This is a genomic window from Pedobacter sp. KH_004 (assembly GCF_057840755.1).
Window position 1 is genome coordinate 153,392 of record NZ_CM174519.1, and the last position, 15,745, is coordinate 169,136.

Here is a 15,745-nt window from a genome sequence, read left to right on the forward strand (position 1 = left end):
CATTATGAAAATAGATAGATTAATTTGGGGTATTTTACTGCTTTTTATTGGTGGTGTACTTCTACTAGAAAACTTTGGTGTTATTGATTTTTACTGGCGTAGCATTTGGGGCTTTTGGCCAGTGTTTTTAATCATTGCTGGTTTAAACATATTATTCAACAGAAACAATTCGCAAACCGGTAGCATCATTTCGGTTGGAGTTTTAGTGGTGGCATTGGCATTTTTATTTTATAAAGGCCAACAAGAACCTAGTCAAAGTGGTTGGTGGGGCCATAAGTTTAAGAAAGATATCGATATTACTATCGATGATAGCGACAATGACAACGATGATGAAAGTGACCATACCGATACTGCATTTAATAGCTTGAAATTGGCGGAGCCTTTTGTTGCAGCGGAAAACGCTAAGAAAACCGTTTTAAATATTTCCGGTGGTGGAATTTCGTTCAACCTTGACGGCGAAACATCTGAACTGATTAATGCTCAGGTTAAAAAAAGACATGGTAATTTCTCTCTGAAGAAATTAATTACCGATTCGGCAACTGTGCTTACTTTTAGTATGGACAACAGAAAAAGCAAATGGAAATTTGGCGAAAATGGTAACGATGTAGATTTTAAATTGAACAAAGCTGCCAATTGGGATATTCTAATGAAGCTTGGTGCTGGTGAAGCCAATTTCGATTTCGCCGATTACAAAGTTCGTACTTTCCGCTTTGATGGTGGTGCAGCAGCGCTGGATATTAAATTCGGCGATTTACTTCCCATTACTGATGTAATTGTAAAATCGGGCGTGGCCGATGTGAAAATTAAAGTACCAACAAATTCTGGTTGCCGCATTAAAACAAAAACAGGCTTATCTGCCAAAGATTTTGATGGCTTTGAAAAACTTAGCGATGGCGTTTACGAAACCTCAAACTATAAAACATCAACCAAAAAGATTTTTATCAATTTAGACGGTGGATTAAGTAGCTTTGAAGTGTCAAGGTATTAGAAAGCTCAAAGAATAAAGCGAAGAGCGGGATGCTGTTCGGAAATAAAATATTAATCATACAAAGCCCTCCCTTCTGGGGAGGGTTGGGAGGGGCTTATGGAATACACAGTTGTAATTAATGGAAAACCTCAAGGCCCATATAGTTTAGCTGAACTTAAAAATTTAGATATTAAACCCAATACATTCATTCGCAAACCAGGAATGGATGACTATAAAGAAGCTCACGCGATGGAAGAATTGCGTGAGCTTTTAGGTTTTAAGTATCAAAAGACAGCGCCTCAATATTTTGCCGCTTTCGATCAGCGATTGTTGGCTTCGGTGATTGACCATTTCATCATCTTTGGATTTTACTCGGTTATCATTTTAGTTAGCTTTGTTTTTATCCAAGGGAAAGATGCCCGTATAATGGCATTTTTGATTCCATTTCCATCAATTTTTATCATCAAGCTTATTTATGGGAGTGTTGCCGAATCTTCTGCTTCACAAGCTACAATCGGGAAAAAATTACTCAACATTAAGGTAACCGATCTCGAAGGATCACGGATTTCATTTGGTAGATCTTTAGCCAGAAATTTCTCCAAAATCCTTTCTGTAGTGCCAGTTTTTTTTGGTTATTTGTACAGCTTCCTAAACAAAAAAAACCAGTGCTGGCATGATATAGCAGCCGATGCACTGGTGATTAAAGACAGGTTGATATAGAATAAAAGTCATTCTCTCCTTCAAAATTCTCTCATTCAAATTTCTATCTATATCTTTGCAATCACATGGAAAATTTATCGGTAAAGCATGATTTAGAAGGCGGTTATTGCAACAGTTTAACCACTTATTCGAGGTTTTTAACTCGTGAAGTAAAAATCGGTGACATCGCTTTGGGGGGGCACAACCCCATTCGAATACAATCTATGACCACTACCGATACCATGGATACCATCGGAACGGCTGAACAAACCATACGCATGGTAGAATCGGGTTGCGAATACGTTCGAATTACCGCTCCAAGTATTAAAGAGGCGGAAAATTTAGCCAATATCAAAAAGGAGTTGCGGTTCCGTGGATATGATGTTCCGCTAATTGCTGATATCCATTTCACGCCGAATGCTGCAGAAATGGCTGCAAGAATTGTGGAAAAGGTGCGTGTAAACCCTGGTAATTACGCCGATAAAAAGAAATTTGAAAATTTAGAGTATACTCAAGATGCTTATACAGCAGAGCTGGAAAGAATCAACAAAAAATTCATTCCGTTAATAAAAATCTGCAAAGAGTACGGAACAGCAATGCGTATTGGTACCAATCATGGATCGCTTTCTGATCGAATTATGAGTCATTATGGTGATACGCCACGAGGCATGGTAGAATCTGCAATGGAGTTCATCCGCATGTGCGAGGCGGAAAATTATTACAATCTGGTTATTTCCATGAAAGCCAGCAATACACAAGTAATGGTTCAGGCCTACCGTTTGTTAGTTGAAACCATGGCGAAAGAAGGCATGAATTATCCGTTACACTTAGGTGTTACCGAGGCGGGCGATGGCGAAGACGGTCGGATCAAATCAGCTGTAGGAATTGGAACTTTACTAGAAGATGGTTTAGGCGATACCATCCGCGTTTCATTAACTGAAGATCCTGAATTTGAAGCACCGGTTGCTAAAGCATTGGCAGATCGATATGTGAAAAGGAGTTTGAAGCATGGAGATCGGAGTCTTCAGTTTTCTGGGAAACTCCCAATTAAAAACGCCCAACTCCAAACTTATTCACCCTATGCCTATTCTCGCAGAGTTACTGAACTCGTACAGCATATTGGTGGTCACCACCATCCGGTAGTCATGATCGATGTGTCGCATGAAAATTTAAAAGACCCTTATTTTTTAAATGCTGTGGGCTATAACTATAGCGCAGGATTAGATAAGTACAACTTAACAGATCAAGCTTGTGATTTGGTTTTTTTGGGAGATAACCTGCCCTCATTTTCGTTCCCCGGCAACTTAAAACAAATTTATAACCATAAAACATGGTTGGCTTTAAGAGACAAACACAACTGCCATCCTGTATTTTCTTTAGATGAATTTAATGCCTCCACCATAAAGGATGAGCATTTAAACTTTGTAGAGATTGATGCGACGCAGTTTAATCACTTATCGTTGCGTCAATTAGTAAATGTTGTTTTTATATTAAATACTTCGGCTCAACACGGCATGGCCGAACAACGAGCTTTCTTTGTTGCGCTGCAAGAAAAAAATCTACAAATTCCGGTAATTATTAAGAGAACTTACAAAGATTTGGATGCAGATAATTTGCAATTGTATGCAGCTACTGATTTAGGCGCTTTATTTACCGATGGGTTTGGCGACGGAATCTGGATTGACGCCGCAGGACAAAATTTAGCATTATTAAATGCGACCAGCTTTGGCATTTTGCAGGCAACCAGAACAAGAATTAGTAAAACTGAATATATTTCTTGTCCGAGTTGTGGAAGAACACTTTTCGATTTACAGGAAACCACTCAATTAATCCGATCACGTACTGACCATTTAAAAGGTTTAAAAATTGGGATCATGGGTTGCATTGTAAACGGTCCAGGTGAAATGGCTGATGCCGATTATGGTTATGTAGGAACGGGTCCTGATAAAATTACCTTGTATCGTGGACAAGAAGTAGTTAAGAAAAATGTAAATACAGCCTTTGCATTAGATGAATTGATCGACATTATCAAAGGCGACGGGAATTGGATAGAAAAGGTTTAAAAATGTTCTAGATATCATGGTCTGTGCCCTAAGAGGTCACTATAATCCATTGAATTTCTGTCTATGAGGACACAGGCCGAGGGGTTAAAGTTATATACCGTCCGCAAATTCATGGTCTGTGTCCTCACAGATCATTACTAAAGCGATTCCAAAACTATAATCAATAAATCCCTAAATTACCGCTATGCGCATCCCTGAATTTCAAATTATTTTTGGTGAACTTAGAAACTGGCTTTCTAGTAGAGGATTAACTGGTAGCGAACTCATTTATTCGTATTTTTTCATCGGGTTAGTTGGCGTTACGCTATTTCTTTTCGTGACCATATTTTTAACACGTCAAGTTTTTATTGCAGTGGTAAAAAGTGCTAAAACAAAATCTAATTGGCAGATTGCACTTTTCGAATTTAGAGTATTTAGGGCTTTTGCACTAATTTTTGGTGCCTACATTATTTATAACGCTGTGCCTTTTGTCTTTGTTGATTTTAAGGTTTGGTTGTTCTACGCCTCAATCTTTGCAAAAATATATATTGTTTTAGCGGTGATGTTTGCAGTAAATGCATTCTTAAACGCTTTGGTTTCCATCATGGAAGCCTCTAAAAAATATGCTGATAAACCGATTAGAAGTTATAAGCAAGTAGCAAAAATCGTTTTCTATATCGTAGGGTTTGTACTGATCTTATCGATTATTTTAAATCAATCTCCATTGTATATTTTCGGAGGTTTTGGTGCAGTAACAGCGGTTTTTATTCTGGTTTTCCGCGATCCGATTTTAGGTTTTGTGGCTTCTGTGCAAATGAGTGCCATTGATTTAGTACGGGTAGGCGATTGGATTACCGTCGAAAAATACGGTGCCGATGGCGAAGTAACCGAAATTAACCTAACGACTATAAAAGTTCGAAATTGGGATAAAACTGTAACGATAGTACCAAGTTATGCCATTGTAAGTGAATCTTTCAAGAACTGGCGGGCTATGGAAGAAAGCGAAGGGCGGAGAATTAAGAGACACATCAACATTAAAATTTCCAGCATTAAATTTTGCGATGATGAGTTGATTGGCCGTTTAAAAAGCATCGATTTCCTAAAAGATTATTTGAGAGAAACGCAGTTGCAAATCGAAACTTTCAATGCGGAGAATACCGTAAATCCGAATAATCTGGTCAACGGACGGCACATGACAAACATAGGAACCTTTAGGGTTTATGCGGAGAAATATTTGGAGAGCAATCCACACATCAATACTGATTTAACCTTCATGGTTAGGCAATTACAGGCCACAGAGAATGGTTTACCCATCGAAATTTATGTGTTTTCGAAAGAGAAAGGACTAAAGAAATTTGAAGAAGTTGCTGCCGATATTTTCGATCATTTACTTGCTGCGGTTCCTTATTTCGATTTGGAAATTTTTCAAAGCCCGAGTGGAAGCGACATGCGAGGCTTTGTAGGAAGAGGGAATGATTAAAATTTGCTAATTGCTTCTTTTACCTCTCGTGATGCTGTGGGTTAATTTATTTCATAAAAATCAATATAATTGACGTTTTTACAGCGGGGTGTTTATTTGTCTTAGCCAGACGGGCTTCTTTCTTTTGGCACCAAAAGAAACAAAAGTGCCGGCTGAAAATTTTTGTTTTAAAGTTTCTGCCAAGGCTTGAACAGTACAGCCCCAAAAATTGTTAGGCCGGTTTAAAGTAGAACGGAGAAATAGTACTTTGGCCTTACAAACTGCAAAAACAAGTCAAGCTTAAGGCTTACCCATAGCTACTTAACAAATAACGTCATGCTGAATTTATTTCAGCATCTTCTTTGCTATTAAGATCTTGAAATAAATTCAGGGTGACGACCGCTCAATAAGAATTTAAATATTTAAGCGATTAAACTTAAGGCAGTCGTAATATTAATTATTCCCCCAAAAATGTTAGAACCTTCTCACAAACTTTAAATAAAAGCGGAGGCAAAGTCTCATGCTCATAAGGATGGGAAGCGCCATAAACGTGGTTAGCTCCTTCAATCTTGACCAGCCTGCTATTTGGGTTCGCATCAGCCAACTTTTGCCCATTCTCAAATGGAACATTCACATCATCATCGCCCTGAACAATTAACCATGGGATATTAACGCGTTTCGCTGCATCTAAAATGTTTAAGGTTTCAGCATGTTCTTCAAAATCTTCGAGCAAAGTAACATTTAGTGGCATTTGCTCCTTCGTTCGGGCGTTAACTACGTAAATTTTACCTATTTTTTTCCAGTCGGCTTCCTGCTCTTTTTTCCAAAGACTGTCAAAACTTGAAATCGCACTCCAGGTAATTAGCTTTTGTATTCTTAAATCGTTTGCTGCCTCGATAATCGCCAGTCCGCCGCCTCTGCTGTGTCCAATCATATTTACTTCCGTTTCCTTTCCATACGCTTTCTCAATGTAATCAAGCACGGTATTAACATCAAATAGCTCCTTCGAAAAAGTGTTGCTGCCAAAGGTTTCCAGGTCGGTTACATCTTTTGGCTGATCAGTTGTTACACCACTATGCGATAGATTAAATTTAATATAGCGATAACCGTTTGCTGCAAAATAGCGGGCAACAAGGTTATGGGCACCCCAGTCTTTAAAACCTTTAAAGCCATGAACAAAAAGTACGATAGGCGTGTTGGGGTTTTTATCGTCGAAAGTAATGTCGCCAAAAATTAATTTTCCATCTGAACCACTAAGGCTAAACTCATTTTGTATAATCATCGTTTAAGGTATTGGTACAATTTATAAACCTACAAATTATGATTTTGTTGTATTTTAATCCGAGTATCAATTATAAGGGCGTACCATCCCTGTTTTCGGCGGAAAGTTCCTGATGGGATGGGTTGGGTTTTATTGTTGAGCAGCAACCTGAGTGGTCTAAACTGATTGAACGAAAAGCCACAATTTTTCATTGTGCTTGCAGGGAAATCAGGACCAACATTAAAATGAAAAACTGTTCTTGCTTTTCAAAAAGCGATTTGAAGATTTTGTCAACAGAATGCGCCTATTTAAAACCGTTCTAAATTGATGTAAATTACAGATTAATGACGTTCGCAACCGCTAACCGTGTTACTTTTGTTTCCCGATAATAGTTAATAACGGAAGCACTTGGAATATTTAAAAGTAATAGCTTTTACGCATCACCACATCGACCTAAAATCTTTAGGGAAATTGGTTATTTGTGATCAAAGTTTAGATAGCAGGTTGAAGAATATTCAAACAGAACTTCCGGTTAGTGAGATATTTTATATTGGTACATGTAATCGTGTAGAGTTTGTTTTTCTTACCAAAGAGAAAACTAATAAGGAATTTGTTACCCGGTTTTTAACCGTTTTGGATATGGGCTTACCTCCTGAATTTATGGAGCGTTTTCTGGATAACGTAACGGTTTACGAGAACGAAGAAGCTTTTAATCATTTGTTAAGAACATCTTGCTCTTTAGAGAGTTTGGTTGTTGGCGAAAAGGAAATTCTTGCTCAAATACGTAAAGCTTATGAAAACTGCCGTGATGCAGGCTTTACAGGCGACTACATGCGCATGATTATGGATAGGGTGGTGAAGACGGCTAAAGAGGTTTATACGCATACTAATATTTCAAAAAACCCTGTTTCGGTGGTTTCTTTGGCTTATCGTAAGCTTAAAGAATTAAATATGTGTGGCAATTCGAGGGTGCTGATTATTGGCGCTGGCGAAACCAATCAGAATATTGCCAAATACCTTAACAAACATAAATATTCTAACTTTTCTATTTTTAACCGTACGCTTTCTAAAGCTGAAACTTTGGCTGCGGAATTAAACGGTAAAGCTTATCCGTTAAGCGATTTAGAAAATTTTACAGCTGGTTTCGATGTGATTATTACCTGCACAGGTTCTACAGAGGCTATTATTGATGAAGAACTTTATGCTAAGTTGCTTAATGGCGATACTGGCAAGAAGGTGATCGTTGATTTAGCGATCCCGAATGATGTTGCGCCTGCAGTAATACATAATAACCTTGTCCATTACATTGAGGTTGAATCTTTAAAAGAGGTTGCCCGCAAAAATATTCAAGAACGTTACAACGAATTGGTTCATGCGGAAGATATCATTAACAACAACATCACCGAATTTTTTACTGTTTTAAAGCAACGCCGCATTGAGCTGGCTATGCAAGAAGTTCCAAGGAAGATTAAGGAAATTAAAAATACAGCTTTAAATGGCGTGTTTGCCGATGAAATCAGCCAGATGGATGAAGCTTCTCGTGAGGTTTTAGAACGGGTGATGAATTACATGGAGAAGAAATGTATCAGTGTTCCGATGATTATGGCCAAAGAAATTTTGGTTAAAGAATCATAATGTAACTGCTCTAAAATATCATCTTTCAGAGCAGTTAACCTTTTAAACCAAATACTCGAACAAAGTTTGATCCTGGTTTAATTCTATAATCTCAAATTTGAAATCTTTCATACGTTGCAATAAACTTGCATAATCATCTTTGTCGGTTAATTCGATACCCACTAAAGCTGGCCCATTTTCTTTATTTGTTTTTTTGATAAACTCAAAACGGGTAATATCATCATGTGGACCTAAAACCTCGTTTACAAACAATTTTAAAGCACCCGGACGCTGTGGGAAACGAACAATAAAATAATGTTTCAAGCCCTCAAACAGTAAAGATTTTTCTTTGATCTCCTGCATGCGCTCGATGTCGTTATTACCACCGCTAATTACACAAACGATATTTTTTCCTACAATCTGATCTTTCACTTGCTCCAGCGCTGCTACCGAAAGCGCCCCAGCAGGTTCTACCACAATTGCATCTTCGTTATAAAGTTTTAAAATGGTGGTACAAATTTGTCCTTCGGGGATTAAATAAGTGGAACTCAGTAACTCTTTGCAATAGTTATAGGTAATCCAGCCCATTCGTTTTACTGCTGCACCATCAACAAAACGCTCAATGTTTTCAACGGTTATTGGACCACCATTTTTAAGCGCCTCACTTAACGAAGGGGCGCCCATGGGTTCGACACCGAAAATTTTAACATCGGGCTTTACAGTCTGTAAATAGGCACTTACGCCCGAAGCTAAACCGCCTCCACCAACCGGAACCACAATGGCATCAAGCTCAGGTAAATCCTGAAAGATTTCCATAGCAACGGTGGCTTGCCCTTCGATCACTTTTTCATCATCAAAAGGAGGAATGAAGGTTGATGATTTTTCTTCGCAATAAGCGAGTGCTTCCTTCAGGCAATCATCAAAAGTATCGCCTACTAAAACAATTTCAATATTATCGCCACCAAACATATTTACCTGCTTGATTTTTTGCTTTGGCGTTATTTCGGGCATAAAAATTACGCCTTTAATACCTAGTTTTTTGCAGGAATAAGCAACACCTTGTGCATGGTTTCCGGCACTTGCGCAAACAATGCCGTTTTGCAAGGCATCAGGATTTAAAGTGCTGATTTTATTGTAAGCACCACGCAGTTTATACGAACGTACAATTTGTAAATCTTCTCTTTTAAGGTAAATGTTGGCATTATATCTTAAAGATAAACCTTCGTTTAGCTCGAGAGGAGTGCGCTTTACCACACCTTTTAAGGTATGGTATGCGCTTTCAAAATCAAAAGTATTTTTTATGGTGTCGTTCATTTGTATATTATGTATTAGTGAGAATCAAGGCGTTACTCACACTTATTTTTTGAAAAAGCAGGTTCAGTGTTTTTTCAGTTGTTGCAGCGCTGCCATTTTTGGCTGTACGGCAGGCGTTGCAATTTTTTAGGGAACTATTTGTAAAAGGAAGTAAAAAACCACCCCCGACTCCTCCTTGAAAATAAGGAGGGGAGCTTCCCTCAAAAATGATTTAATCCTGTTCTTTTCTCTATTTATTATTGCAAGGCACTAAGCAATCTTACTACTCAAGATTATTCCCCTCGCTTTAAGATTGCTTCGTACCTCGCAATGACGATTCTATTTATGGTTTCAGCTTAATCTTTTAGCTTTAACCTTGCTTACAAAAACTTATTTATTGCGTCTAAATATGCATTTGCCGAAGCTTTTACAATATCTGTGCTAAAACCAAAGCCTACGAAGGATTTGCCATTATAATCTACTTTCATATTCACTTTACTCACGTCGTCGCTTCCACCATGCATGGCTTGTATCGTAAATTCTTTAAGTGTAATATCTTTATCAATTAAGCTTGATATCGCATTAATGGTCGCATCTACTGGTCCATTTCCTTCTGCCTTCGCTTCTTTCTCTTCGTTATTATACTGAAGCTTAATCGTAGCCGTTGGGTTTACCAAATCGCCACAAACCACCTGAAGCAAGTTTAATTTATAACCGTTAAGGTATGACGGTGTTTCTCCATCACTCATTAAAAAAAGTAAATCGTCGTCGGTAATGTCTTTCTTTTCATCGGCCAAAACTAAAAAACGCTCGTAAACATCATCGATGTTAATTTTATCAATGTCGTAGTCTAAACGCTCTAAATGGTGCTTTAATGCATGGCGACCACTTCTTGCAGTTAATATAATGTCAGCACTATTTAAGCCCACATCTTCAGGATTGATGATTTCATAGTTTTCACGATGTTTTAAAAATCCATCCTGATGAATACCAGAACTGTGTGCAAAGGCATTTTTACCAACAATTGCTTTATTTGGCTGTACTGGCATGTGCATCATTCGGCTTACCATACCACTAATTTCGGTAAAATGCTTGCTATTGATGCCTGTATGTAAACCCAAACTATGGGTTTTTAAAATCATCGAAACTTCTTCAAGGGCGGTGTTTCCTGCTCTCTCACCGATACCGTTTATAGTACATTCGATTTGACGGGCACCGTTTACTACGCCAGCAATACTGTTTGCTGTTGCCAAACCTAAATCGTTATGGCAATGTACAGAGATAATGGCCTGGTCGATATTTTTTACGTTTTCTTTAAGGTAAAGAATTTTAGAACCGTATTGATCAGGCATGCAATAGCCATTTGTATCGGGTATGTTAACAACCGTTGCACCAGCAGCAATTACTGCCTCAATCATTTGAGCCAAGAATTCATTATCCGCTCTTCCGGCATCTTCTGCATAAAATTCAACATCCTCTACAAATTTCTTTGCATATTTCACGGCCTCAACTGCTCTTTCTAAAATCTTCTCGCGGGTGCTATTAAATTTGTATTTAATGTGCATATCAGAAGATCCAATTCCAGTATGAATACGTGGATATTTTGCATATTGTAAAGACTCTGCCGCAACATCTATATCCCCTTTTATTGCACGTGTTAGCGCACAAATGGTCGGGTTTTTTATTGCTTTTGATAATTCCACAACGCTCTGGAAATCGCCAGGACTGGATATTGGAAAACCTGCCTCAATTACATCAACGCCAAGTAATTCCAAAGCTTTAGCGATTTCGATTTTTTGGTTGGTATCTAACTGGCAACCTGGAACCTGTTCTCCATCACGTAAGGTGGTGTCGAAAATATATACTTTATTGGGATCGTGTATCATTATGCTTGGGGGGTTGTAGTTGATTTTTGTGATAAGAATTTTAATACCAATTTACCCATCTCGGCGGTGCCTAAAACTTTGAATCGGTTGGTGGTTTGGTCGGCAATATCATGTGTTCTGAAACCTTCTTTTAAGACTTCGTCAACGGTATCAACCAATAATTTGGCTTCTTCTTTTAATCCGAAACCAATTTCGAGCATTAGCGCTGCCGATAGGATAGAGGCCAGTGGATTTGCCAAATCTTTTCCTGTTATATCGTGTGCCGAACCGTGAATTGGCTCGAAGAAACCTGTGCTTTCGCCAACAGATGCAGAAGCCAGCATACCCATCGAGCCCGCAATTTGAGAAGCTTCATCCGTTAAGATATCGCCAAATAAATTTGCCGTTAACACCACATCAAATTTCTTCGGGTTTTTTATCAGTTGCATGGCCGCGTTATCGATAAACATGTGCTCCGTTTCCACATCAGGATATTGTTTTGCAATTTCCTGAACCGTTTCACGCCATAAGCGAGAACTTTCCAATACGTTAGCCTTATCTACCGAACATAATCTTTTGTTGCGTTGTTGCGCAGCCTGATAAGCTTTATGTGCAATACGCTCCACTTCGTAACGGTGGTAAATCATTAAATCAGAAGCTGTATTTCTATCTTCAGAACGAGATTTTTCGCCGAAATAAACGTCGCCAGTTAACTCGCGGAAGAATAATATATCAGTTCCTCTTAAAATTTCAGGTTTAATGCTCGATGCCTGAAGAAGTTCATCAAATAATAATATTGGGCGGAGGTTTGCAAATAACCCAAGTTCCTTACGGATTTTTAACAAACCTTGTTCTGGCCTTACTTTTAGGCTTGGGTCGTTATCATATTTGGCATGGCCGATGGCTCCAAAAAGGATAGCATCGCTTTTTCTGGCTTTTTCTAAAGTCTTATCTGGCAGTGGTTCGCCAGTAACTTCAATCGCTGCATGTCCCATTAAAGCCTCATCGAACACAAATTCATGTCCAAAGATTTCAGCAATTTTTTCTAATGCTGCTTTTCCCCATTTGGTAACTTCGGGTCCAATACCGTCTCCAGGTATTACTAAAATGTTCTTCTTCATTGTATTGTATATTGCCGTCATTGCGAGTTACGAAGCAATCTCAGTTAGATAGTACGGTGCAAAAGGTTGCTTCCTACCTCGTCATGACGAGTTTTGGTGTTTAAACTTTCGACGACTTTTACTTCGCCGTTTTCTAATAATATTCTTTTTTCTATGCAGGTTGGCAGCTGCGATTCAAAATGGCCAACATATATCATCGTCATGCCGTTATTGCACAACTCATCAATAAATTGATTAAAAAGCTTTGTTTGCTGCTGGTCTAAGCCCTGACATGGTTCATCCAGAATCAATAATTCGGGATTTTTGATGATGGTTCTTGCCAGCAAAACCAAGCGTTGCTTTCCTAATGGAAGCGAGCCTAATAGCTCGTTCTTATTTTCGCTTAGCCCAAAATATGCTATCAGTTCATTTACCTGCTCACTTTTTGAGTAGGGCAATTGCTGAAATAAGCCAACGGTATCATAAAAACCGGAAGCAATACTTTGCCAAACGGTTGAGGTAGCATCAAAATACCAATGAAACTCAGGAGAGATTAAACCGATATGTTGTTTAATGTCCCAAATACTTTCGCCACTTCCTCGTCGGTTACCAAACAAATAAAGCTCGTTGGCATACGATTGCGGATGATCACCATTTATAAGGCTCAATAAAGTTGATTTGCCCGATCCGTTATGGCCTTGCAGTAACCATTTTTCTCCAGCATTAACTTCCCAATTGATGTTTTTTAAAACCTGTTTCTCGCCATAGCTGATGTTAACATCTACCATTTTTACAATATTCTTCGAAGAATATTTAGGTGATTCCTTAAGGAAATCAGGAATTTCTCTTGTATGTTTTTTTTCAGAAGCTGATGTTATAAGTCTTGAATCTGAAACTAAAATTTGACCGTTTATTATTTCCGCAAAACGATTAATAGCGCTTGGCAATTCCGAATCGTTGGAAATTAAAATCAATTGAACACCATTCGTTGAAACTTCATCTAATAAAAGATTGAGGTTTTTACGAGATGCGGCATCCAGGCCTGTATAAGGTTGGTCGATAATTAACAACTGCGGCTTCAACCATAAAGCTTTAACCAGTTGCAATTTTTTATGTTCGCCGCTTGATAACTCAATCAATTGAGAACTGGCAAATGTTGTAAAGTGTAGTGCTTCTAATATCGGTTCTACGTGATCAAAATGTAGATAGTTCTCCTTGCCAAAATCAACTAATTCCGCATGGACAGTTAAGGTATCTTTAGCCTGCTGACTGGTATAGCGCTGTTGATAATAGAAGTTTGCAACGCCTTCCAGGTTTTTAAACTGATACCAGCTTTCTACAAATAAAGCCTCTGCTGGTAAATGGCTATCATTATTAAAATTAATTCTTACCTCGCCAGCTGCACTTTGCAGGCCTGATATAATTTTTGCTAAAGATGTTTTTCCGCTTCCACTCGTGCCACCTAATGCCCAGTTTTCACCACGATAAATAGTCCAGTTCAAATCCTTTAACACCGATTTTTGTTGGTGTTTTAAGGTTAGGTTTTGAATGTTGACTATGCTTTCTTTCATGGTTATTAATTGCTGCGGATTGAATACACAGATTGATTGATTACACTGATTCTTACTGTCGTCATTGCGAGGTACGAAGCACTCTTAATGCGATGGTTTGAAGAACCTAGCAATAGTTGTAGGATTGCTTCGTACCTTGAAATGATAATTGTCTTAGCTTTTCGATATTAATTTTTCTCAAATTCCTCAATCAAATCTTTTTGAGCCAAGATGAAATCGATATCATCGTAGCCATTAATTAAACACGATTTTTTGTATGGGTTAATCTCAAAAGATTCCTGTGCTCCTGTTTCTACAATGGTTACCGTTTGGTTTTCCAGATCAACTTCTAATGGCGATTTTGGATTTTTATCCACAGCCCCAAAAATTTGGGCCAGGAAATCTTCGCTAACCTGAATAGGTAGCAAGCCATTGTTTAATGCATTGCCTTTAAAGATATCTGCAAAGAAACTACTGATTACGACATCGAAACCTGCATCTTGAATAGCCCAGGCTGCATGCTCACGACTGCTACCACAACCAAAGTTTTTTCCGGCAACTAAAACCTGACCGTTATAAGTTGGGTCATTCAGCACAAAATCGGCTTTAGGTTGATTATCGTTTTCATAACGCCAGTCGCGGAACAGGTTTTCGCCAAAACCATCACGTGTGGTCGCTTTTAGAAACCTTGCCGGAATAATCTGGTCGGTATCAATGTTCTCTATGTTTAAAGGCACTACTGCCGATGTTAATTTTATGAATTTTTTCATTTTACAAGTATCAAGTTGCGAGTTTCAGGTTTCAGGAACCGTTATATCGCCTTTTTTTATTTATTTGCAGCAAATACTACAAAATTGTAATATTGATAATAGCAATTCGCATTTTGTAACCCTGCATTTTCCAGCCATTCTAACTGCGGTTTTAAAGGCGCCATAATATCAACCTTAATTCGCTCAAATGCACTTTGTTTCTCTTCATCCGTTAAGTTAGGACTTTGCTCCACATGATTTTTCCAATTTTCAGTATATACCTTTTCTGCTATTTGAGTTTCGCCTAAAACCTGATCAGCGTTGATAAACCAACCTCCAGGTTTGAGCGTTTTTGCAATTTTGCCGAACAACTGTTGTTTCAATTCATTTGGTAAATGGTGTATTGCCAGTCCTGAAACCACTAATTCATAATGATTTTCTGGTAAATCCATAGTGGAGAAATCGGCATTTAAAAAACTAATGTTTTCATTTCCCTCGAAACGCTCCTCAGCTTTTTTAAGCATCTCTTTAGAAATATCAACCAAAGTGATTTTTGCCTTTGGGTATTTCTCATGAAAGAACGCACTCATCAACCCTGTTCCTGCACCAATATCCAAGATGTTTTTAATTCTTGAAACATTTTCAGACAGCGATAAAGCGGTACCATAAAAATCATCAAAACAAGGTATAAGGAAACGCCTTTGCCTATCGTATTTTTCGGATACTGCATTAAATTGGTTCTGTATTTCTTGTAATGTTTCCATTTTTGTTTGTCTTTGGTTACGGGTTATTTGCTTTACCGTAAATCATTTACATTTAAGCTATCTCACCTCAGCATAATGTTCAACAGTTGGAAAAGGATCATAAAAATGGTGCAGTAGCTTTTTCCAGTCTTGGTATTCTGCAGAACCTCTAAAACCTTCGGTATGTGCTTTTAATGTTGCCCAGTTTACCAGCAAAATATATTTGTCAGTTTCTTCCAAACACTTTTTCAGTTGATGTGAAATGTAACCTTCCATGGAGGAAATGATTTTTTGAGCTTCGTTGAAAGCTTTTTCAAAATCAGCTGATAAGCCAGCTTTTATATTTAATATCGCAACTTCTAAAATCATTTTTTCTTAGCTTTTCGTCATTGCGAGGTACGAA

General features: G+C 38.2%; 13 protein-coding genes. 5 read left to right on the plus strand and 8 right to left on the minus strand.

Annotation, left to right across the window (positions count from 1 at the left end; all coding sequences use genetic code 11):
* The first annotated feature begins 4 nt into the window (after positions 1-4).
* From AC3ITD_RS00685 to AC3ITD_RS00700, 4 genes are all read left to right on the plus strand, one after another.
* Positions 5-988, plus strand: coding sequence for a toast rack family protein (locus AC3ITD_RS00685; protein WP_489363196.1), 984 nt, complete (start codon positions 5-7; stop codon positions 986-988).
* Positions 989-1,084: 96 nt separating this feature from the next.
* Positions 1,085-1,687: an RDD family protein gene (locus AC3ITD_RS00690; protein ID WP_265798106.1), complete on the plus strand. Its 603-nt coding sequence runs from the start codon at positions 1,085-1,087 to the stop codon at positions 1,685-1,687.
* 65 nt (positions 1,688-1,752) lie between these two features.
* Positions 1,753-3,729: a (E)-4-hydroxy-3-methylbut-2-enyl-diphosphate synthase gene (gene ispG, locus AC3ITD_RS00695; protein WP_489363198.1), complete on the plus strand. Its 1,977-nt coding sequence runs from the start codon at positions 1,753-1,755 to the stop codon at positions 3,727-3,729.
* A gap of 184 nt (positions 3,730-3,913) precedes the next feature.
* Entirely contained in the window at positions 3,914-5,188 is a 1,275-nt protein-coding gene (locus AC3ITD_RS00700) for a mechanosensitive ion channel family protein (protein ID WP_265798108.1), read from the plus strand.
* 436 nt (positions 5,189-5,624) lie between these two features.
* Here the strand turns inward: AC3ITD_RS00700 and AC3ITD_RS00705 are convergent, their stop codons facing one another.
* The gene (locus AC3ITD_RS00705; protein WP_265798109.1) at positions 5,625-6,449 is read right to left on the minus strand and encodes an alpha/beta hydrolase family protein; all 825 of its coding nucleotides are present in this window, start codon (positions 6,447-6,449) and stop codon (positions 5,625-5,627) included.
* 387 nt (positions 6,450-6,836) lie between these two features.
* On the opposite strand from AC3ITD_RS00705, the gene hemA reads away from it, so the two are divergent.
* A complete protein-coding gene (hemA, locus tag AC3ITD_RS00710; protein ID WP_489363201.1) occupies positions 6,837-8,063 on the plus strand; it encodes a glutamyl-tRNA reductase in 1,227 nt (408 codons plus the stop codon).
* A gap of 42 nt (positions 8,064-8,105) precedes the next feature.
* Here the strand turns inward: hemA and ilvA are convergent, their stop codons facing one another.
* The 7 genes from ilvA to AC3ITD_RS00745 all read right to left on the minus strand — a co-directional run bounded on the left by ilvA (position 8,106) and on the right by AC3ITD_RS00745 (position 15,711).
* Entirely contained in the window at positions 8,106-9,356 is a 1,251-nt protein-coding gene (gene ilvA, locus AC3ITD_RS00715; RefSeq protein ID WP_489363203.1) for a threonine ammonia-lyase IlvA, read from the minus strand.
* 359 nt (positions 9,357-9,715) lie between these two features.
* Positions 9,716-11,221, minus strand: coding sequence for a 2-isopropylmalate synthase (locus tag AC3ITD_RS00720; protein WP_265798113.1), 1,506 nt, complete (start codon positions 11,219-11,221; stop codon positions 9,716-9,718).
* Positions 11,221-12,321: a 3-isopropylmalate dehydrogenase gene (gene leuB / locus AC3ITD_RS00725; protein WP_489363206.1), complete on the minus strand. Its 1,101-nt coding sequence runs from the start codon at positions 12,319-12,321 to the stop codon at positions 11,221-11,223. Before leuB ends, AC3ITD_RS00720 begins: the two co-directional genes overlap by 1 nt.
* A gap of 44 nt (positions 12,322-12,365) precedes the next feature.
* Positions 12,366-13,871, minus strand: coding sequence for an ATP-binding cassette domain-containing protein (locus tag AC3ITD_RS00730; RefSeq protein WP_489363207.1), 1,506 nt, complete (start codon positions 13,869-13,871; stop codon positions 12,366-12,368).
* A 167-nt stretch (positions 13,872-14,038) separates the two neighbouring features.
* The gene (gene leuD / locus AC3ITD_RS00735; protein ID WP_489363209.1) at positions 14,039-14,620 is read right to left on the minus strand and encodes a 3-isopropylmalate dehydratase small subunit; all 582 of its coding nucleotides are present in this window, start codon (positions 14,618-14,620) and stop codon (positions 14,039-14,041) included.
* Between the two features lie 56 nt (positions 14,621-14,676).
* Positions 14,677-15,363, minus strand: coding sequence for a class I SAM-dependent methyltransferase (locus tag AC3ITD_RS00740; protein WP_489363211.1), 687 nt, complete (start codon positions 15,361-15,363; stop codon positions 14,677-14,679).
* Between the two features lie 57 nt (positions 15,364-15,420).
* Complete coding sequence (locus AC3ITD_RS00745) at positions 15,421-15,711, minus strand: antibiotic biosynthesis monooxygenase family protein (protein WP_489363213.1); 291 nt, start codon at positions 15,709-15,711, stop codon at positions 15,421-15,423.
* Positions 15,712-15,745: the final 34 nt, after the last annotated feature.

Coding starts and splice junctions, on each gene's coding strand:
- AC3ITD_RS00730 (WP_489363207.1), bottom strand. CDS start 13,871: ATGAAAGAAAGCATAGTCAACATTCAAAACCTAACCTTAAAACACCAA.
- ispG (WP_489363198.1), top strand. CDS start 1,753: ATGGAAAATTTATCGGTAAAGCATGATTTAGAAGGCGGTTATTGCAAC.
- leuB (WP_489363206.1), bottom strand. CDS start 12,321: ATGAAGAAGAACATTTTAGTAATACCTGGAGACGGTATTGGACCCGAA.
- AC3ITD_RS00685 (WP_489363196.1), top strand. CDS start 5: ATGAAAATAGATAGATTAATTTGGGGTATTTTACTGCTTTTTATTGGT.
- AC3ITD_RS00720 (WP_265798113.1), bottom strand. CDS start 11,221: ATGATACACGATCCCAATAAAGTATATATTTTCGACACCACCTTACGT.
- ilvA (WP_489363203.1), bottom strand. CDS start 9,356: ATGAACGACACCATAAAAAATACTTTTGATTTTGAAAGCGCATACCAT.
- AC3ITD_RS00740 (WP_489363211.1), bottom strand. CDS start 15,363: ATGGAAACATTACAAGAAATACAGAACCAATTTAATGCAGTATCCGAA.
- AC3ITD_RS00705 (WP_265798109.1), bottom strand. CDS start 6,449: ATGATTATACAAAATGAGTTTAGCCTTAGTGGTTCAGATGGAAAATTA.
- AC3ITD_RS00690 (WP_265798106.1), top strand. CDS start 1,085: ATGGAATACACAGTTGTAATTAATGGAAAACCTCAAGGCCCATATAGT.
- AC3ITD_RS00745 (WP_489363213.1), bottom strand. CDS start 15,711: ATGATTTTAGAAGTTGCGATATTAAATATAAAAGCTGGCTTATCAGCT.
- AC3ITD_RS00700 (WP_265798108.1), top strand. CDS start 3,914: ATGCGCATCCCTGAATTTCAAATTATTTTTGGTGAACTTAGAAACTGG.
- leuD (WP_489363209.1), bottom strand. CDS start 14,620: ATGAAAAAATTCATAAAATTAACATCGGCAGTAGTGCCTTTAAACATA.